The 19,572-nt window shown below is 47.1% G+C and carries 17 protein-coding genes; 13 read left to right on the forward strand and 4 right to left on the reverse strand.

Going from position 1 to position 19,572, the window contains the following annotated elements:
• The first annotated feature begins 15 nt into the window (after window positions 1-15).
• The 11 genes from BMW65_RS19345 (at window position 16) to recG (ending at window position 11,586) form a co-directional block, all read left to right on the forward strand.
• Window positions 16-1,002, forward strand: a complete 987-nt coding sequence (locus tag BMW65_RS19345) for a DUF4271 domain-containing protein (RefSeq protein WP_090607974.1) — start codon at window positions 16-18, stop codon at window positions 1,000-1,002.
• A gap of 10 nt (window positions 1,003-1,012) precedes the next feature.
• The gene (locus BMW65_RS19350; RefSeq protein ID WP_090607976.1) at window positions 1,013-1,786 is read left to right on the forward strand and encodes a uroporphyrinogen-III synthase; all 774 of its coding nucleotides are present in this window, start codon (window positions 1,013-1,015) and stop codon (window positions 1,784-1,786) included.
• 347 nt (window positions 1,787-2,133) lie between these two features.
• Entirely contained in the window at window positions 2,134-3,441 is a 1,308-nt protein-coding gene (porK, locus tag BMW65_RS19355) for a T9SS ring complex lipoprotein PorK/GldK (RefSeq protein WP_090607978.1), read from the forward strand.
• A 51-nt stretch (window positions 3,442-3,492) separates the two neighbouring features.
• The gene (gene porL, locus BMW65_RS19360) at window positions 3,493-4,290 is read left to right on the forward strand and encodes a type IX secretion system motor protein PorL/GldL (protein WP_090607980.1); all 798 of its coding nucleotides are present in this window, start codon (window positions 3,493-3,495) and stop codon (window positions 4,288-4,290) included.
• Window positions 4,291-4,344: 54 nt separating this feature from the next.
• Window positions 4,345-5,865 (forward strand): type IX secretion system motor protein PorM/GldM, encoded by a 1,521-nt coding sequence (gene porM / locus BMW65_RS19365; RefSeq protein ID WP_090607982.1) that lies wholly within the window; start codon window positions 4,345-4,347, stop codon window positions 5,863-5,865.
• 26 nt (window positions 5,866-5,891) lie between these two features.
• Complete coding sequence (porN, locus tag BMW65_RS19370; protein WP_177181224.1) at window positions 5,892-6,845, forward strand: type IX secretion system ring subunit PorN/GldN; 954 nt, start codon at window positions 5,892-5,894, stop codon at window positions 6,843-6,845.
• A gap of 182 nt (window positions 6,846-7,027) precedes the next feature.
• Window positions 7,028-7,894 carry a cupin-like domain-containing protein gene (locus BMW65_RS19375; protein WP_090607987.1) on the forward strand — a complete coding sequence of 289 codons (867 nt, stop codon included), beginning with the start codon at window positions 7,028-7,030 and terminating at the stop codon, window positions 7,892-7,894.
• Window positions 7,895-7,984: 90 nt separating this feature from the next.
• Window positions 7,985-8,125: a DUF6728 family protein gene (locus BMW65_RS24775; protein WP_317040497.1), complete on the forward strand. Its 141-nt coding sequence runs from the start codon at window positions 7,985-7,987 to the stop codon at window positions 8,123-8,125.
• 40 nt (window positions 8,126-8,165) lie between these two features.
• Entirely contained in the window at window positions 8,166-8,555 is a 390-nt protein-coding gene (locus BMW65_RS19380) for a RidA family protein (protein WP_090607990.1), read from the forward strand.
• The gene (locus tag BMW65_RS19385) at window positions 8,556-9,455 is read left to right on the forward strand and encodes an EamA family transporter (protein WP_090607992.1); all 900 of its coding nucleotides are present in this window, start codon (window positions 8,556-8,558) and stop codon (window positions 9,453-9,455) included.
• 25 nt (window positions 9,456-9,480) lie between these two features.
• On the forward strand, window positions 9,481-11,586 hold the full coding sequence (gene recG, locus BMW65_RS19390; protein WP_090607994.1) for an ATP-dependent DNA helicase RecG: 2,106 nt from the start codon (window positions 9,481-9,483) through the stop codon (window positions 11,584-11,586).
• A gap of 4 nt (window positions 11,587-11,590) precedes the next feature.
• On the opposite strand, the gene BMW65_RS19395 is transcribed toward recG, so the two are convergent.
• Window positions 11,591-12,007, reverse strand: coding sequence for a hypothetical protein (locus BMW65_RS19395; RefSeq protein WP_143053935.1), 417 nt, complete (start codon window positions 12,005-12,007; stop codon window positions 11,591-11,593).
• Between the two features lie 222 nt (window positions 12,008-12,229).
• Here BMW65_RS19395 and BMW65_RS19405 point away from each other — a divergent pair, with 222 nt between their 5' ends.
• Both BMW65_RS19405 and miaE read left to right on the forward strand, forming a co-directional pair.
• Complete coding sequence (locus tag BMW65_RS19405) at window positions 12,230-12,814, forward strand: hypothetical protein (protein WP_090608000.1); 585 nt, start codon at window positions 12,230-12,232, stop codon at window positions 12,812-12,814.
• 109 nt (window positions 12,815-12,923) lie between these two features.
• Window positions 12,924-13,505: a MiaE family protein gene (gene miaE, locus BMW65_RS19410; protein ID WP_090608002.1), complete on the forward strand. Its 582-nt coding sequence runs from the start codon at window positions 12,924-12,926 to the stop codon at window positions 13,503-13,505.
• Between the two features lie 56 nt (window positions 13,506-13,561).
• Here the strand turns inward: miaE and BMW65_RS19415 are convergent, their stop codons facing one another.
• The 3 genes from BMW65_RS19415 to BMW65_RS19425 are packed head-to-tail and all read right to left on the reverse strand — an operon-like array spanning window position 13,562 to window position 19,533.
• Window positions 13,562-15,025 (reverse strand): SusD/RagB family nutrient-binding outer membrane lipoprotein, encoded by a 1,464-nt coding sequence (locus tag BMW65_RS19415; protein WP_090608004.1) that lies wholly within the window; start codon window positions 15,023-15,025, stop codon window positions 13,562-13,564.
• A gap of 28 nt (window positions 15,026-15,053) precedes the next feature.
• Window positions 15,054-18,539 carry a SusC/RagA family TonB-linked outer membrane protein gene (locus BMW65_RS19420; RefSeq protein ID WP_245747696.1) on the reverse strand — a complete coding sequence of 1,162 codons (3,486 nt, stop codon included), beginning with the start codon at window positions 18,537-18,539 and terminating at the stop codon, window positions 15,054-15,056.
• A 34-nt stretch (window positions 18,540-18,573) separates the two neighbouring features.
• On the reverse strand, window positions 18,574-19,533 hold the full coding sequence (locus BMW65_RS19425) for a FecR family protein (RefSeq protein ID WP_090608006.1): 960 nt from the start codon (window positions 19,531-19,533) through the stop codon (window positions 18,574-18,576).
• Window positions 19,534-19,572: the final 39 nt, after the last annotated feature.

Below are 19,572 nucleotides of genomic sequence, written 5' to 3' on the forward strand. Positions count from 1 at the left end.
GCCTTAATTCGACTTATGGCAATAAAGTGGTGGTTTGTATTGGTAATCGGCTTGTGGTGTGCCCATTCAACCGCTGTTTTTGCGAGTGCCTCAGCTTTTTTGCCACAAAATCCATCTGCCGTATCCGTCCGGGATTCGATCAGGCAAGCACAATTGGCCGAAAAAAAACGGATGGCGGATTCTGTAGCGCGCATACAAGATGCCTTACGCATGCAGTACATCGGTTTGCCGGATCCTGGGCGGCCCAACCAGTTTGTGGATAGTTTGCGGAAGCTGGTGGTGGTAGAAAAAGGAGATTTTATCCGGTGGATCGCATTCGCTCGTTCGCTTGAAAAACACACCGAAATGGACAATGAGAAAGCCACGCGGGAGCCTTGGATGATCATTGCCGCGGGCTTGTTGCTACTTTTCCTCGGGATCATTCGGGCTGCTTTTCCCAATGAGGTGGTATCCATTATTCACGCATTTTATAGCGATCGCGTGTTGCTGCAAATCAACAAGGAAGACACCTTATACAGTTCTTGGCCATTCGTTTTTCTATATATATTATTTGGTTTTGCGCTCGGCCTGTTTCTCTATGTATGTAACCTATACTATGTCACGCATAGCCGCAACAATGGCATAGAATCATTTTTGGGGATATCCATATTCGTGATGTTGCTGTTTATCCTGAAAATCATAGCCACACGGTTTTTGGGATTCGTTTTTGATGTACAGCGCCTCGTGCGTGAGTACATCTCTATATTATATTTAAGTTATTTTAATGCTGCTTTGGTGTTTTTGCCCACGATATTGGCATTAACTTTAGTCCCACAAAACCAAATGGTTTGGATTATCCCCCTATCACTTACCATTGTGTTGTGTTTGTTTCTTTTCCGCCTTACAAAAACGGTCGCCAACCTATTGACCAATCATCGATTTTCAAAATTTTATTTATTTATGTATCTTTGCTGCCTCGAAATCGCTCCGGTACTTATTTTGGTAAAAGTACTCAACAATTAACGTAAAAAACATGCAAGTGTCAGAAGCAGATAGAGCAAAGAAAGTAAAAAGCATTTTAGTAACGTTGCCTAAGCCCGAAAATGAGAAGTCACCGTACTTTGCTTTGGCGCAAAAATACAACCTAAAGCTTGATTTCAGAGCCTTTATCCATGTGGAAGGGGTTCCTGCACGTGAGGTGCGAAAAGAACAGCGTGTCAATCTCGCAGATTTCACCGCGGTCATCTTCACCAGTCGGAATGCTGCAGATCATTTTTTTCGCATTTGTGAAGAGATGCGTTATGAAGTGCCCGCAGACTTGAAATACTTCTGCCTCTCTGAAACCATTGCCTTATACTTGCAAAAATACATCCAATACCGTAAGCGTAAAATTTTCTTTGGCAAGCAAACGGCTAAAGATTTGGCCGATGTATTGAAAAAACATGCCAAAGAGAAGTTTTTATACCCATGTTCGGACGTGGCCAACGAAGAAACTTATAATTGGCTTCAGGAAAATGGCTATAATGTCACACCTGCAGTACTTTTTCGTACCGTCGTCAGCGATTTATCGGATTTGAAAGATGTTTTTTATGACATCATCGTCTTTTTCAGCCCATCCAGCGTACAATCCTTGTACGAAAACTTCCCTGACTTCAAGCAAAATAACACACGTCTTGCCGCCTTCGGATCCAGCACCCACCAAGCTATACTGGACAGGGGTTTGATTTTGGATATTGCAGCCCCCACACCGGAGGCCCCAAGCATGACCATGGCGGTTGAGCAATATATTAAAGCGGCAAACAAGTAGTCCGTTTGCATTGTGCTAAGCCGTGCTGAAAATGACTTTTTTAAAATTATCTTTTTCTTCATAAAGAAATATCATTTCTTTTAATAAATTTATGCCGTTATTCCGATAAGGAATGGCGGAGAATTTCATCTACTTATAAAACGTTATTTTTGAGCATATTGGAAAAAAGATATTTACATTTGTGCGAATGGAGCAAGCAAGCTATTTAACTATAATTTTGGTTTGAAATTTGCTATCACAAAGCGTTATTGATCATGGACTTTATGAATAAATCATTAAAGTTGTTTATAAAATCGGGGAAAATGGTTAATGATCATGTAATTTCGCACCACAATCATGAAATCTAAATGAACAAAAGATATTTACCGCTACTATCCATTGTTATATTAACGATTTTTTCAGTTGGTTGTAGCAACTCCGGGGGAGGCGAGTTAGTTGGGGTAAAACGTGAGCGCCTAAAAACCAATCGGGCTCCCTACGGGATGGTGCTTGTTCCCGGAGGCACATTTATTATGGGGCAATCCGATCAGGATATTACATTTGCCCAAGTGGCTCAGAATAGACAGGTGACCATCTCGTCGTTTTATATGGACGAAACCGAAATATCCAACAGTGAATACAGGCAGTTCGTCAATTGGGTACGTGATTCCATCTTGATATACAATTTTTTACAAGATGACAGTTACTTTGTCGAAGTAGAAGGCACCAATGAACGATACATCGATTGGTCCAGGGTAAACAACGGCAAGCGATCGTTATGGAATTCGAGGGATCAGGCCGTCCGTGAGCGTACACGGGAGATGTATTATCAAGGTGAAGACCGTATTTTCGGCAAAGAAGAACTCGACGTACGCCTATTGCGCTATCACTATGAGTGGTACGATTTGCGCGCTGCTACCGCAGCAAAAAACGATCCTACGAAGACACGCTCCGATTTTATCAGGCGGGATACTATCCTGGTATATCCCGATACGACTGTATGGCTCAATGATTTCAGCTATGCACAGAATGAACCCATGGTCGAGGGCTATTTTTCGCACCCGTCGTTTGATGAATATCCGGTAGTGGGTGTCACCTGGCGCCAAGCCCAAGCCTTCAACACGTGGCGTTCCCGGCTTTTCGAAAATCACCAACGGAGCCGAAGGGGAGGAAACCGGGAAATCAGACAGCCTTATATGCTTCCATCCGAAGCGGAATGGGAATATGCAGCACGGGGCGGCCGCGTAGGTTCGCAATACCCTTGGGGCGGTCCATCCGCACGGAATGCGAAAGGCTGCTTGATGGCAAACTTCAAACCAGGAAGGGGAAATTACATCGATGACGGCGCTGGTTATACGGCTCCTGTTTACTCCTATTTTCCTAACGATTTCGGCTTATATAACATGGCTGGCAATGTGGCAGAATGGACTTCTTCCTCTTTCAACGAGTCTGCTTCTTCGTTTGTCCATGACATGAATCCTACTTATCGATATGACGCCGAACCCGGGGATCCCCAATCCTTGCAGCGTAAGGTCATACGGGGTGGTTCTTGGAAAGATGTCGGGTATTTCCTGCAAAATTCTGCACGTGCTTATGAGTACCAGGACACTGCCAAATCTTACATTGGTTTCAGAAGTGTGTCGGCTTATCCGGGAGTAGACCCAATGAATAATTAAGAAATTTTACAATCAACTTTCACATAATTTATTTTATTATCTATCACTACCATGGCAGAAAAACGCAAATTAAAATTCGGCATTAACACACTCATCTCATGGGGAGCCTCTGTGGTTATCGTTGGCTTGATGTTCAAGATATTACATTTCCAGGGAGGAGAATGGATGATTGCTATAGGGCTGACTGTAGAAGCATTATTATTTTTCGTCTTGGGCTTCCAAGCCGAAGCTAAAGAACCCGATTGGACACGCGTATATCCCGAATTGGCGGATGGCTACCAAGGCGAATTGCCGAAAGCATCTACCAGGTCAGGCGCCAGCGTGGGTACCACCGCTGCACTTGACAAAATGCTTCAAGATGTACAAATAACGCCCGATTTGATTGGAAACCTGGGCACAGGGCTTCGCTCATTCGGCGATAAGGTGGCTGCCATATCCAACGTATCGGATGCTTCGTTGGCTACCACCCAATTTACAGACAAACTAAAAGTAGCTACTTCCGGATTTGATAAACTGAACACCGCCTTTGAAAAGGCGTCCAATGATCTCGCCAATATCGGTAGTGCCAGCGCCGATGCAAAAACTTACCAAGAGCAAGTAGGCAAACTTGCGAATAACCTGCAACAACTCAATACCGTATACGAGCTGGAACTCAAGGAATCCGGAACGAAGCTGAAAAGCATCACCCAACATTACGACAGCATTGCGCAGACGTTGAAAAATTTCAATGAATCGGCAACAGATACCCATCAGCTTAAAGAGCATGTAAGCCATCTGAACAAGAACCTCGCTTCACTCAATGCCATCTATGGGAATATGCTGGCCGCAATGAACCAACCCCGTGTATAACATAAACAAATTATAAAGAAAATTAGTTAATCTAAAAAAAAATAATTTGTTACAATGGCAGGCGGAAAAGAAACCCCAAGGCAGAAAATGATCGGAATCTTATATTTGGTGCTACTGGGTTTGGTAGCATTGAATGTAAGTGATTCCGTACTTGATGCCTTTAAGAACTTAGCAACAAGTTTGGGCACATCGACACAGAACACCCAGACGGGTATAGATAATATGTTCAGTGCGTTTCGGGAAACTAAACTCAAAGACGAACCTGAACGAGCAACTCCCATATTGGCCAAAGCAGAGGAGGCCAGCCAATTGGCGAATACCCTTTCTTCCCATGTAGATTCGCTGCAGGCGCTGTTGACGGAAGCCGGTGGCGGAGAAAATGAAGCTACAGGTGATCTAAGGAACAGGAGCAGTACGGACATTAGTTTCCGGCTGATGGTACGTGGAAAACGGGCTGAAAAGCTACGTGCGCTCATCAGCGAAACGCGCGAAAAACTGCTGGCTATATCAAATAACGAGGTTGGATTTTCATTAGATGCCCAGGATCCGCCACCACGTGCTGGTATAAAGAAAAATTGGGAGGAATCCAACTTCGGTGATGGTATACCGCTCACGGCAGCTATTACCTCGCTGGAAAAAATAAAGGCCGACGTCAAAAATGCGGAAGCAGCCGTAGTCAAACACATCTTCGGTGAAATGGACATGGCTGTTGTAAACCTGGACAGGTTTGCCGCGGTAGCTGTGGCCCCTTCGTCGTATATTATACAAGGGCAGCCGTATACGGCCAAAGTATTCCTGACGGCCTATGATTCCAAGGCCAATCCTGAAATTTACGTGGGGAATAGTCCATTGCCTGTGACTGATGGGCAAGCCAATTACTCCGTCAACACAAACAGCGAGGGTGTTTTCAATTGGACAGGCACCATCCGCGTAAAACAGACCGACGGTACAGTCAAAGAATACGTCACCGAACCCCAGACCTATCAAGTAGCCCGGCCATCGGCAGTGGTATCGCCAGATGCGATGAACGTCCTTTATATCGGTGTCGACAACCCCATTTCCGTGTCTGCACCAGGTATCCCCAAAGAGAGTTTGTCCGTAAGTGGACAGGGCGTAAGTGTATCTGGATCGGGTGGCAAATATGTAGCCCGCGTAACCCAGACTGGCACGGCAAGTATCAATGTATCTGCTAATATAGGCGATAAAACACAATCCCTTGGTTCTACTAATTTCCGTGTAAAGCGCATTCCGAAACCGCAGGCACGCGTAGCTGGCCGGTCAGGGGGAACTGTGGCTGCAGCTCAAATCAAAGGACAGAACCGTATTTTTGCGGCGCTTGACGATTTTGAGTTTGATGCCAAATTTAACATTTCCCGTTTTTCAATGCTGATACAGAAACCGAGGGTCGATCCGATGGGGCCGTACCAAGGCACGGACGGAACGCTTTCCGCCCCCATGCAAAACGCTTTAGGTTCTGTCTCACAAGGCTCTTTTGTATTCTTTTATGGCATCATTGCTGTAGGACCTGATGGTGTACAGCAAGAATTAGATCCAATTTCGTTTAGAATTAATTAATTTAGCGATTTAAGGAGGTTATGACAATGAAAGTGTATGTTTTTTTGGTTTCAATGTTCATTGTGCTTACCACGTCAGCCCAACAGGGTAATCTTTCTAATAGCACAACTCCAATTACGGCGGAAGAACCCCCTGTAGACGGCTATTACGTCAAATCGGACATATTGGGCAGGGAGGTCATTCCTTACCCCATCATACGTCCCACGGATGTGGCTTATGTAAAGCGGATATGGCGTGAGTTTGATATCCGTGAGAAGATGAACAGTCTCTATGCTTCACCAAAGTCCAGGCTGATAGACGTAATTATGGAGGCCGTATTGGCAGGTGAGCTTACGGCATATGATCCGACACCCACCGAGGACGATCCTACTGGTGATAGTTTCAAGACACGGCTTGCCCCTGACCAGGTATTAGGTAGGTTCGGTACGGACAGTACGCTAGTGGAAGAGTTTGATGAAAATGGCAACGTGGTTGCTTCCCACTTTGAGGCAGCCACCTTCAACCCTGAAGACATCGTTCGTTTTCGCATCAAAGAAGACTGGATATTCGACAAACAACGCTCCGTGTTCGAACCCCGTATCATTGGCATCGCTCCACTGATTACACCAAAAATTGATGAAATCATGGGTGGGGCTACTGACGATATCGGGGCAGGTGCACCCGCGGACGTCCCCAGCATGGGTGCGGCAGATAATCCTTCTATCGCAGCAGATGCCTACCCAGCCTTTTGGATTTATTTTCCAGAAGCCAGGCACGTCTTTATAAATAAGGAGGTAACATCTCGCCAGAATGATGCAACGGGGTTGAGTTATGACGACGTATTCATTAAACGTCTATTTGCCAGTTATATCGTTAAACAGTCCAATCCCGAAGATTTGCGTATTCGGGATTACATTGATAATGGGCTGAACCGCTTATATGAAGCTGAACGCATTAAAAAGGGTTTGGTTGATTTTGAACAAGACCTGTGGTCTTATTAGGAATAGCGGAAAAAAATGATTTTCATCACATAGCACTGGCTTTTTACTTTTTGGCACGTAAATCGTTATTACCTTTTTATAATGCGAATGTAAAATTGGTGTATACGAAATTGGAGCATATGAAGTTTTTCTAAGTTTGCATTAACGCGTTAACAATTAGCTTTACAAACAAATATTAAGTCGTGCAATTAAAAAAAGTAGAAAAAATCTCCGGGATAAGCTCGGCTGACTTTGTCAAAAATTACCTCGACAAAGGCGTCCCTGTCATTATGGACGACTTTGTTAGTAAGGATAGCCCTGCTTGGACCAAGTGGAGTTATGACTATTTCAAGGAAATAGCCGGAGATGCCCAAATTTCCCTCCACGGACGGGAAGACGCTTCGAATGATCGGGCGGCCAGTGCTCCTGTGACAAAGATGAAATTCAGTGAATATTTGGATCTGATCGAACGCCAACCAACGGATTTGCGTATTTTCTTATTCAATCTGATGAAGTTGAAGCCGGAGCTCAACCATGATCTAATTTACAACGATGTGACAGGTGGAAAAGTATTGCAATGGCTACCTTATCTTTTCTTTGGGGGAGAAGGTTCCAGCACCCGCAATCACTTTGACATTGATATGTCCCATGTCTTTATTACCCAATACAAGGGGATTAAGAAAATTTGGTTATTTCCACTGGAGCAATCGGATCTGATGTATAAATTGCCCTACAATTTCCACAGCATTGCCAACCTCAAAAATCCGGATTATGCAAAGTTTCCGGCATTGAAGTATTTGAATGGTTATGAAGCAGAGATACATCCAGGTGAAACCTTATTCATGCCTTCGGGATGGTGGCATTATATCCAATACGTCACGGAAGGGTATTCCATCAGTGTAAGGGCACTGCCTTCGAAAGCATACGATAAATGGCGTGGATTCCGCAATCTGGTCATTACCCGTAATTTTGACAATACCATGCGGAAGATTTTCAAAGATCGCTGGTTTAATTACAAAATTAGTGCTGCAAACAGGCGTGCCGAAAAAGCCCTGCGAAGGACGAAATAGGCCTTTCCAAGTAATAAGGAAAAAACAACCATCCCGGAGGCCTCCGGGATGGTTGTTTTTTTCCGCTAACTGCCGTAACTTCGTAGTATCATGTATTTTTTCAGAAAAAAAGATCCCAATAGGCCTGACAGCTTCAATCTTCGGGTCATGCATGCGATAAACGCAACAGCCATCATCCTATTTTTGCTGGCTATCTTATACAAAATTATATCACTTTTTTTTTTCGCCTGAAGATGAACTAAAAAATTCATCCCGTACATACCATAAAACGATGTCCATCAACAAAGAAATCATCAACACCACACAAGCACCGGCCCCCATTGGGCCTTACAACCAGGCAATCAAAGCGGGCAATACGCTCTATGTGTCTGGTCAGATCGCACTTATACCCGATACTGGAGAATTGATCCAAGGTACCGTCTCCGATGAGGCACATCAAGTGCTTAAAAACATCAATGCGGTATTAAGTGCTGCCGGATATACCTTTGCAGATGTTGTGAAGACCACCATCTTTCTACGCGACATGAATGATTTTGCCGCAGTCAATGCCGTCTATGGGGAGTATTTTATCGAGCAAGCGCCTGCGCGGGAAACCGTTGCCGTGGCGGGGTTGCCCAAAAACGTCCATGTAGAAATTTCCGTCATTGCCTATAAACCATAAATGCAGGGCCGCATAGCGTATTTCTCCGCAGCTTTTTTCGCTGCGGCACTTTGGGGCTTTATGTCCATTCCTTTGCGGGCCATCCAAGCATGGCCGGCGGGAGATATCCTTTATTACCGCATCTTTGTTTCGACGCTATTCATTTGGTTATTCATTTTGGCCTTCCGTAGAAGCCAGTTGCGATCAGATGTTCGGCATGTCAGGCAGCTCCCGCCAATACAGCGAAGACAATTGGCCTGGCTCACCGTGGTTGCCTCGCTACTCATCATGGGCAATTGGTTTTCATTTATCTATGCCGTCAACCATGTGAGCATCCAATCAGCTGCCTTTGCCTACTTAGTCTGTCCGCTGCTTACTACCCTGGCTGGATTTGCCATTCTCAAGGAGCAACTGTCTACCCTCAAAAAAATCAGTATCGGTGTCGCCTTTGTCAGTGTTGCCATGCTGGCCCAAGGTTCTTTTTATGAAGTATCATGGTCGGTAGGCATTGCGTCATTTTACGCCCTATACTTAGTTGCCCAGCGCATCATCCGGCAAGTAGATAAACTGAACGTGTTGGCAGCACAGCTGACCCTATGTAGCCTGCTCATCTTACCATTGCTGCTCTGGCAACAACATCCGCTCCCACTTGATCCAAAATTTTGGACCAATATTGTCATCATCGCCATTCTATTTACTATCATTCCGCTCTACATGAGCATGTATGCGCTTAATGGTTTGTCTTCAACAACCGTGGGCATCATGATTTACATCAATCCCATTATTGCTTTCATCGTAGCGGTTGTCTATTTTCAGGAACATATCACTGCGCATCAATTAATGGCCTATATGGTATTGTTGGTAGCGGTATTCTTATTTAATTGGGGTACACTTCGGAAGGTTTTTCATAAATTCGCATAAAAACCGTTGAAATCAAAAGACTGGTGTGGCACCATTCAGCTCCATAACTCCCATTGAATACCTCAAAGGTGTCGGCCCCAGCCGTGCCGAAGTACTCAAAAGCGAATTGAATGTCCATACGTTCGGCGACTTGCTGAAGCATTACCCTTTCCGTTACATCGATCGCACACAATTCCACAAAATCCAGCAGGTGCATCCCGATATGCCTGCCGCGCAGGTCATCGGACGGCTGACCCATTTGGAGGAAATCGGTGAACGTAAGGGGAAACGCCTTGTAGGACATTTCAAAGACGATACGGGCATCATGGAATTGGTATGGTTTCAAAGCATCAGTTGGCTGAAAAAATCGTTGAAGGTGGGCGCTGCTTATGTCATTTATGGAAGGCCCAGCGTATTCAATAATCAGCTGTCGATGACGCATCCCGAAATGGAACTTTATCATCCGGGCGTCAAGCAGGCCGGCAATATGAGCTTACAGCCGGTGTACAACTCCACCGAGAAGCTAAAAAAATTTACGCTTGACAGTCGGGGGATCCAAAAGTTACAGGTAGCATTGCTGGAAAGTATTGCCCATCAGTTACAGGAAGCATTGCCTGATTACTTATTGCATGAGCACCGTCTCATGCCGTTGCCAAGCGCACTGGTAGCCATCCATTTTCCCCGCGACCAACAGGAACTCGCTCAGGCTATCCATCGGCTCAAATTTGATGAACTGTTTTTCATCCAATTAAAACTCTTAAAGAACAAGCTGCTCAACACCCATAAATTCAAGGGCCATCATTTTGATGTGGTAGGCAACAGGTTTAATACGTTTTACAATGAACACCTTCCCTTCTCGCTCACCAATGCCCAAAAACGGGTCATCAAGGAGATCCGGAAAGATACGGCTTCGGGAGCGCAGCTCAACCGGCTTGTACAGGGCGATGTAGGCAGTGGGAAAACAGTGGTAGCGCTGATGAGCATGCTGCTTGCCGTAGACAACGGCTTCCAAGCCTGCTTAATGGCCCCTACGGAAATACTCGCCCAGCAACACTACCACAGCATCAAAAAATTATTGGGCGAAGGTATTGCTTCCGTACAGCTGCTTACTGGCTCTGTTGCCAAAAAAGACCGTCGGATTATCCACACACAACTGGAGGATGGCACATTGGACATCCTTGTAGGTACCCATGCCTTGATTGAAGATACCGTACGATTTAAAAACCTTGGCTTTGTCGTGATTGATGAGCAGCATCGTTTCGGCGTGGAGCAACGGGCTAAACTCTGGCGCAAGAACAGTACGCCCCCCCATATGCTGGTGATGACAGCCACCCCTATTCCGCGCACGTTGGCCATGACCTTATACGGTGATCTGGATATCTCCGTGATCGACGAGCTACCTGCTGGCCGCAAGCCCATCAAGACATTGCACCTTTATGAAAGCAGTCGTTTGCGCATGTTTGGCTTCATGAAAGAAGAAATCACGAAAGGAAGGCAGGTATATATTGTGTATCCGCTCATCAAGGAAAGCGAGAAAATAGATTTGCTGTACCTCGAAGCCGGACTGGAAACGCTGATGAATGAATTTCCGCTACCGCAATACCGCATCAGCATTGTGCATGGTAAAATGCCCGTAAAGGATAAGGAATTTGAGATGCAGCGATTCGTCAAGGGAGAGACACAAATTATGGTTGCGACTACCGTAATCGAGGTGGGGGTGGATGTTCCAAACGCTTCGGTAATGGTCATCGAAAACGCAGAACGTTTCGGTTTGTCGCAATTGCATCAGCTACGCGGTCGCGTAGGGCGCGGCGCAGAGCAATCCTATTGCATCCTGATGTCAGGCAGCAAGCTGAGCAAAGAAAGCAAACTTCGCCTAGAAACCATGGTGCGTACCAATGATGGCTTTGAGATCGCCGAAGTAGACCTCCAATTGCGTGGCCCCGGCGACATCGCGGGCACGCAGCAAAGTGGCGTATTGGATCTCAAGCTGGCCGACCTCACCACCGACCAGGCTTTATTGACCGAGGTACGCAATAGCGTCATTGGTATTTTCGAAGCTGACGGCCAGCTGGCCAAGCCAGAAAATGCACGATTGCGGGAATACCTTACTGAGCGCGAGCCGACCGTCGCTTGGGAAAAAATATCTTAGCGTCTTATTGTTCTTCGGTAACCGGTTCATCCCAAACCAATTTTGGCTTACCCCCTTCACAAATAATACGGTCCGGCGGCAATAGCAGCATACAATCTGATACCACATCCCACTTGCGATTATATTCCTTCTGCAGTTCGGTATAGGTGGCTACTTTTATTAAAAATGCTGTCGTATCCATTTGCGTGGAATAAGCAATGAACCCAGCAGGGCCGCCGCAAGCCTTCTCGCCTATCGCTGTAAAACGCCATTGCTCCACATCCGCACAGGAATATTGGGCAGCCAGCGAATCAACCTCTTGGCGCAGGGCTTCCAATTGTAGACTTTCTGCCTCAGGGCTCCCCATGAGGGTCTGCTTTTCGCATGCCAATGCGATCATTATTGTACACAGCCCTGTCAGAAATATCAACTTTCTATACATACCCATTATCCTTTTCTTAGTAGACGAAAATACCGAATTTTTGCTACAGCTCAAAGGTGCGTCTCCGGGTGTATCTTTCGTCTACGAAAATATGCCTTTCGTCTAATGCCTTATCCATTCGTCGACAATTACGGGCCTTTGGTCTATTATCACCTATTTCCATGCAACGTTTTTCGCGATCTGTCGTCTTATCAACAGAAAACAACGTAAAAAAGTATAGTTATGAAATCAATCGTATTGAGCGCCGTGATTTGCGCAACAGTAGTAGGACATAGTGTAGCAAGCACTTATGCCGCTAATGATGTAACGAAAGGTCATGTTAAAGAACTCGTAAATGACCAAAAAAGTGTCGAGGCATTTAAACAGGCAATCGGATTTCACGAACGCAATGTAGATGTTCTATGGGAACAATACGGGCTGGCTGAGGCGCGTATCCGGGAAAGTCGGGGCAACCATGCCGAATTGGATCGCGATAAAGACTTCTTCACGGGTGTATACCAAGAAGATATCAACAAAGGCATCCGTGTAGATGAAAGCAAGAAAGCCATCGAAGAAATTAAAGCAATGTACACTGAAAAACACGCCCAGCGGGATGCGTACGAGAAAAAAGAAGTGACGCGGTTGCAAGCACAGCTGAAAGCCGAATTGAATGGCGAGAAAAAAAGGTTCGACAAAGCCAAGAAAAAATATGCTGGCTTGGTCAATGAAGAAACCTTGCCCCTATTGCGTAAAGCAGAAGAACATTTTGCAAAGGCTATCGATCGTGCAAATAGCTTCCCCTCGGATACTGCTATTGCGGCACGATAAGTAGGCCTCCAAGGCATCATATAGCTCATATGGCAGCCCCTTTTCAACAAGGATGGCTGCCATTCTTGTTGGAAAATATACGTAAGTTTGCTTAAAAGACAATACCGCTATGCTTGGACTCAAATTGTTGACCGACCCACGTTGGGCCAATGTTGCTGAAACTAACCTGGAAGAAATCCTGACGGATCATGCTTGGTGCGAACAGAAGGCAGCCTCCAATGCCATCTCGTTGATTACCCAAAATTCCGAGCATCAAGATCTGGTGCATGAGTTGACGGCCATCGCCATCGAGGAGATGCAGCACTTCGAAATGGTCATTGACATCATCAAACAGCGCGGCTACACGCTCGGCCGCGAGCGGAAAGACGATTATGTAAACCAGCTCATGAAATTTACCAAGAAAGACGGCAGCCGCAATACCGCCTTTATTGATCGGTTGCTCTTTGCAGCCATGATAGAAGCGCGCAGCTGCGAACGGTTCCGCGTACTCTCCCAAAACATCCATGACGAAGAACTGGCCAAATTTTATCATGACCTGATGGTGTCAGAGGCCAACCATTATACCACCTTTTTGAATTTTGCCCGCCGCTATACCGTTGACGTCAATATCGAACAACGTTGGAAGGAATGGCTGGAATTCGAAGGGGAACTGATTAAGTCATACGGCAAGAAAGAGCATATCCATGGGTGATTAATCATTAGCCATCTGCATAAAAAAGGGACACCGAAATGTCCCTTTTTCAATGATCACCGCTCCCACCATACTTTGGTATGGAAATCATCCGCCCCCATGCGCTGTACAGCTTCCTGATATTTCTCGGCATTGAACCGACGCACGTCCGTATGGTACATGAAACGTGTAGGCATCCGGCCCTCATACAGCATGTAAGGTGTTTTTGGCAATTCAGGATATCCCGTACGCCGGTATTCAAACCATTGCTGGTAATCGTTGAAAAATAGCGCCAAGTATTTTTGATTCATTATACGGGCAAAGGTTCCGTCAAATCGAGCTGCTTCATTCTCAAAATAATTGTCCGGCATCACTCCGCCTTTCCACTGTGTAACCGCTGCCGTCACTCCCCGCTGATATGCCGCTTCCGCGGCTGTTTCATCCCCTTGGAAAAATGCCACTTCGGCCTTGATAAACTCGACCTCGGCATAGCTCATCATGACCTCAATGATCTCCGTACCCAAGGTCGTGTATACCATCAAATCACCATTAGGCGTGCTGGGATCGTAATTATATTGCGACGCATCTCCCGAATGTGCACTCGGTATGCCGCGATAACCCAAATCCACGTATTCACCGTTTTCCAACCGCCTGGCGCGGGTCATAAACAATGGTCGACGTGGATCTTCCAATTCGTTCAGCATGTCTACAAAAAACTCCGCCATTGCTTCGAAATTGACGTAATCTTGCCGCCTTCCCCAGGCATAATCATAAGGCGTCAGCCCAGAAATAGGCACCAACGCCGCGTCTTCATTGGAGGTAAACACCGGATATTCGTCCGGGTTAGCAATTATTGCCTGCAAGCGCACATAGCTGTTCTGTTCGGTGCGCTTGGACATCCGCAGAATCATTCGCATCAACAGGGAGTTATTGAACCGGCGCCATTTCGTTGCGTCATTGCCATAAAGCAGGTCATTGCCAGCCATATTGCCACCGGCCGCATAGACGCGGTTTGCTTCCTCCAATTGGTCGATAAGGCTGAGGTAAATTTCCTCTTGCGTATCAAACCGTGGTTGGTTGAGCCCTTCCTCTGCTTGCATGGCCTCGCTAAACGGCACGTCCCCGAAACTGTCCGTGAGTATCCCTACGATGTAAGCACGCAGCGTCGCCGCCACCGCTTTGTATATCGGCTGCCCGTATTCATCGGCGGCATCATCCATTTCGCGTAGATTGCGTAACAGGCGGTAACACGTGTTCCATGTGCCATTACCGGAATTTTCCTGCATATAGTACCAGTGCACGGCATTGCCCGAGCTGGGATGCGGCAGTGCAACCTGCATCAGTTGCCACGTAAAATCATAGCTCCTCACCGTGAAATAGGTACTCATTCCATAAATCGTCGGGGTGAGCATACTACCCGGCGTTACCTTCTCAATCTTATTGGGGTCGGTATTGATTTCCTCAAATTCATGCGTACATGATGTAGCCAGCAGCATGATTACCAAGCTTCCCGTTAGCGTATTGCGATTCAAAATATTCATGTTCAAAAGCGTTGTAAGTCCTTTTACTTTAAAATTGCAGCCTCAAATTTACGCCCCATGTCCTTGGCGTGGGCAACTGCCCCATCTCTACCCCGGGTACGATGGTGGCCCCATTAAGGCTTGCCGTCTCGGGGTCAAAAATTGGAAAGTCCGAAATCATCGCCAGATCCCGGCCATACACGGCAATGCTTGCCCCAGCCAAGCGCCAGCGCGACACCACCGATACCGGCAGGTTGTATTCCAAGCGGACTTCCCGCAGCTTCAGGTAAGACGCATCAAAGCTGTTCGTCTCGATATTGGCCCGCCGATAATAATCAGCATACCACGTTTGGATCGGAACCGGCATGGTATTGGGCGAATAACTACCATCGTCATTCATCACGACACCCTCGCCGATGACGGTCATGGTTTCCCGGCCCAGCAAGGTATGCCGCAGTTTTCCCTGTTCGGTCATCTTGTGGTGGCTCTGCGAATACAATATCCCACCGTATTGTCCATCAACAGTAGCGCTTAGCCGCCAGTTCTTATATTGGAATTCATTGACCAGGCCAGCTTTCCAATCGGCATAGGCATTGCCAATCTTGGTGATATCACTGGGCTGTAGTGCCAGCCCCGTTGTGCCGTTAAATACGACCTGCCCATCGGAATTCCGCACCAACCCATACCCCCATATATCGCCGATACTACCGCCCACGGTAGCTAACAACGTGGCCGTACCACTGGTAGCGATAATTTGTTCTTCGCCTTCCACATCATCGCTCAACGACAGGATTTTGTTGTCATTGGTAGACCAGGTAGCCGTAGCTGTCCACGAAAACAGATCGTTTTTTACCGGACTTCCGCTCAACATCACCTCAATACCCTTATTGCGGATTTCACCGGCATTGATGAACGCACTGCTATAACCCGTTGTGATATCTAAAGGCACCGAGAGCACTTGGTTTTCGGTCGTAATGGCATATAAATTCACATCGGTATTAATACGGTTGTTGAACAATGCTACGTTTACACCAGCTTCCCATGACCGTGATATCTCGGGTTTCAAATCTGCATTATGGAGTACCGATGGGGCTTCAGCAGAACCCGGGAAGCTGGTCTTGCTGTAATACTTTGCCGTGCGGTAAGGATAGGTGTCATTGCCTACCATTGCCCATGAAAGGCGGGCTTTAGCAAAGCTGACCGCTTCAGGCAGTGAAAAAATATCGCTCAGGATATAGCTGCTGCTTACTGAGGGATAAAAATAAGAATTATTGCCATTGGGTAATGTAGAAGACCAATCATTCCGTCCGGTGATATCCAAGAAAACCAAATCGCGGTACGAGAAGTTGACAAAGCCATATACGCTGTTTGTACGACGCCGCTGCAAATCATTATCGGCCAAGGCTTGTTCCAAGGCATTAGACAGCTTGTAAATACCGGGCAGCAACAATCCTCGGGCGATGGCGTTATTGGTCTTGGACTCATAGCGCATCGCATTTGCCCCCAACGAGGCGCGCAAATCGATAGCCGGCGTAATTTTATTCTGGTAAGTGAGCAACATGTCGGTATTTGATTCGAAGAAATAGACATCTTGTTCTTTGTAGTATCCCTGCGGGAAATTTGCCGTGTTGTAGGGTCTGCGGTTATCCCGTTTGTCCTGCCGCATATTTAGGCCCGACCGCACCATGAGGCTCCATCGGTCATCAAACGTATAGATTCCCTGCAAGTTGCCTTCCACGGTGTTGCTCTTCAACCCATTGGTCATTTCATAGGCTATGAGGTAGGGATTTTCAATATACGAGCTGAAGGGGTGAATTTGTTCCAATTGCTCCCTACCTTGTTTCCAGGTGGGACGGTACCATTCCAGATCAACGTTTGGATTCTGGAATATCATGAAATAGCCGATAGATTGGTTGTTGTAGCCCGTACCCGGTAGATTGTCACTACTTTTAGACGTATAGCTCATCTTGGCATTCACCTGTAGTTTTTCCGAAAGATGGGCGCTGCTATTTAATGATGCCACGATACGTTCAAATCCCGTATTGGGCATGATCCACTCATTTTTTGTATGGGTAAGTGATGCCCGTGCCGAAAAGCGGTCTGTCGCCCCATCCAGCGCGACACTATTGGTCAAATTGAGTCCCGTACGCCAAAACCCCTTGATATTGTCGGTATACGGCTGCCACAACTGCCGTTCGGCAGATTGCCCTTCTACGGTAGGATCATACTGGAAATAATATTGACCATCAAACTTTGGACCGAAAGCACTGGAAGTTGACCCTGTATTGGCGCCATCCTCCGACAATTGATAGGAATAATACAAATCACCGTCTGCATTACGGTTGTTGTTGCCTTGTCCATATTCGTACTGCCAGTCTGGCCATCGCAGCACATCCTGGATGCTGGTATTGGAGTTGATGGTGATACCAATACCCCCCTCCCGCTTACGGCCGCTTTTGGTAGTAATAATTAGCGCACCGTTGGCGGCGCGGCTGCCGTAGAGCGCCGATGCTGCTGCGCCTTTTAAAACCGTTACGGATTCGATATCATCGGGATTAATGTCCGAGAGCCCGTTGCCAAAATCAATCGGAATATCTTTATCGACACCGCTTGCTCCGGCACCATAAGCTTGGTCTACGCCCGAGCTGACCCTTCCATTGATCATCGGGATGCCGTCTATGACTACCAATGCCTCATTACCGGCTATATCCAGCGATCGATCCCCCCGCAGGTTAATCCGAGTAGCGTTAAGCGGTCCAGAACCGGTCTGCGTAAGGTTCAAACCCGCTACCTTACCCTTCAAAGCGTCCGACCAGTTGTTTGAGATCGCATCCGTGAGGTCTTCGCCTTTCACCACCGACACGCCGTAGCCCAATGCTTTCTCTTCACGCTTAATGCCCAGGGCGGTCACTACCACCTCGGATAATGCTTGGTTGTCTTCTTGCAACACCACATCCAACTGGGCACGGCCCGACAACGGTACTTCCTGCCTTACATATCCAATAAGCGAAAACACCAACGTGGCATCTTCAGGCGCAGCAATGGTATACTGGCCGTTTATTCCTGTGGACACTGTAGTGGCCACTCCCTTCACGCTCACCGAGACACCGGCCAATGGCTCCCCTTCTCCCGATGTGACCCTGCCCTGCACCGTCATTTGCTGATGGATCACGGGATTGCTGCTGGCTCCGTCAGCCACATCTCCGGGGAAGACTACCAACAAATCGCCTTCTATCCGATAGGTGAGCCCCGTCTCGGACAGCACTTCCGCCAGTAATCGCTCTGGCGGCAATCCGGTACGCGCCGTATGTGCTTGCTTGCCTTCCAATTGCCTGGCATCATATACCAATTTCTTATTGATGCGTGAAGCAATTTCTTTCAATACTTGTTCGAGTAAAATACCCGTGCGTACATGTTGTGCCGGCACATGGTTGGCTCGTGCATACTGCTGGGCAGCCACCGGCCCCCAACATACGGACAAAAATGTCCCGTACAGCAATGCGCGTTTTGTTAAATACTGTCGATTTGATTCCATACTGATGTGTTATATATGTCGTGAATAATCTTGATTAAAAATTGCGTTCGCGCAGGACAATGGCTGAGCCGCCATCTACCCGGACAAGTTTATTGACCAGACAGACAGATGCTAAAACCTCATCCAGTGTGGTTTGTGGTGTAAGGGTAGCCGTAAAGCGGTAATCCCGGTTTGGATCTACGTCAAGAACGATGGTGGTTGCATACTTGTCTTCCAGTGCCCGTATTACGTCATTCAGCGAACGCTGCATGAAACTCAGCCCTCCAGTGCGCCAGATGCCCGCTTTTTCCGAGCCCGTTGTATGACTCATCGCATGGGTCGCCCGGCTGTATAGTACGCCCTCCCCTCGCATCAACCTGAATACCTCCTGTCTACGAGCAGTATCTACAGGCCTCACTTCCACCTTCCCCGTCTCAACGGCAACGCCCATTTCATCGGTATCTGGTTGCACCTGCACATTGAAGGACGTACCAAGTACCCGTGTTTCAAACCATTCGGTCTTGACCGCAAAGGGCTTGGATGGGTCTGGCGTCACCTCAAAAAAAGCTTCGCCACGTATCAAGCGCACCGTACGTTCGCCACGGCCAAAATCTTCCGGATATTCCACCAGCGAATTTGCATTCAGCCAGATAACCGAGCGGTCTGGCAATATCACCTGCTTACGTTCGCCGGAGTTTGTCTGTGCCGCATACATTGTGGGCGCTGTATCGCCCAAAGGCCCTAAGCGCCACCCCAATGCGGCAAGCGCAACAACCAACACGGCTGCAGCTGCGACACGGATCAACATCCCCAGCCTTCGTATACGTGTAGCACGCAATTGTTTCCGTATAACGGATAACATTTCCGTCTTTATCCGCTGTTCGTCCGCTGTGTCGAGCGACAACGGCTTTTCCCGTTGCTGCTCAAGCCAGCGCTCCACAAGTTCTCTTTCGGAAGGAGTAGCCTCCCCATTGCGGTATCGATCAATAAGTTCCTTGAATAGTAATGGCTTCATACCTTTATCTTTGCCATACTATCCAAAAAAGGAAGGGAT

Origin of the sequence: Parapedobacter koreensis, from assembly GCF_900109365.1 — a bacterium.
Lineage (GTDB): Bacteria > Bacteroidota > Bacteroidia > Sphingobacteriales > Sphingobacteriaceae > Parapedobacter > Parapedobacter koreensis.

Bases quoted from the DNA above. Each gene is read 5' to 3' on its own strand.
- BMW65_RS19345 (WP_090607974.1), top strand. From the start codon at position 16: ATGGCAATAAAGTGGTGGTTTGTATTGGTAATCGGCTTGTGGTGTGCC.
- BMW65_RS19350 (WP_090607976.1), top strand. From the start codon at position 1,013: ATGCAAGTGTCAGAAGCAGATAGAGCAAAGAAAGTAAAAAGCATTTTA.
- porK (WP_090607978.1), top strand. From the start codon at position 2,134: ATGAACAAAAGATATTTACCGCTACTATCCATTGTTATATTAACGATT.
- porL (WP_090607980.1), top strand. From the start codon at position 3,493: ATGGCAGAAAAACGCAAATTAAAATTCGGCATTAACACACTCATCTCA.
- porM (WP_090607982.1), top strand. From the start codon at position 4,345: ATGGCAGGCGGAAAAGAAACCCCAAGGCAGAAAATGATCGGAATCTTA.
- porN (WP_177181224.1), top strand. From the start codon at position 5,892: ATGAAAGTGTATGTTTTTTTGGTTTCAATGTTCATTGTGCTTACCACG.
- BMW65_RS24775 (WP_317040497.1), top strand. From the start codon at position 7,985: ATGTATTTTTTCAGAAAAAAAGATCCCAATAGGCCTGACAGCTTCAAT.
- BMW65_RS19380 (WP_090607990.1), top strand. From the start codon at position 8,166: ATGTCCATCAACAAAGAAATCATCAACACCACACAAGCACCGGCCCCC.
- BMW65_RS19385 (WP_090607992.1), top strand. From the start codon at position 8,556: ATGCAGGGCCGCATAGCGTATTTCTCCGCAGCTTTTTTCGCTGCGGCA.
- BMW65_RS19395 (WP_143053935.1), bottom strand. From the start codon at position 12,007: ATGTATAGAAAGTTGATATTTCTGACAGGGCTGTGTACAATAATGATC.
- BMW65_RS19405 (WP_090608000.1), top strand. From the start codon at position 12,230: ATGAAATCAATCGTATTGAGCGCCGTGATTTGCGCAACAGTAGTAGGA.
- miaE (WP_090608002.1), top strand. From the start codon at position 12,924: ATGCTTGGACTCAAATTGTTGACCGACCCACGTTGGGCCAATGTTGCT.
- BMW65_RS19415 (WP_090608004.1), bottom strand. From the start codon at position 15,025: ATGAATATTTTGAATCGCAATACGCTAACGGGAAGCTTGGTAATCATG.
- BMW65_RS19420 (WP_245747696.1), bottom strand. From the start codon at position 18,539: ATGGAATCAAATCGACAGTATTTAACAAAACGCGCATTGCTGTACGGG.
- BMW65_RS19425 (WP_090608006.1), bottom strand. From the start codon at position 19,533: ATGAAGCCATTACTATTCAAGGAACTTATTGATCGATACCGCAATGGG.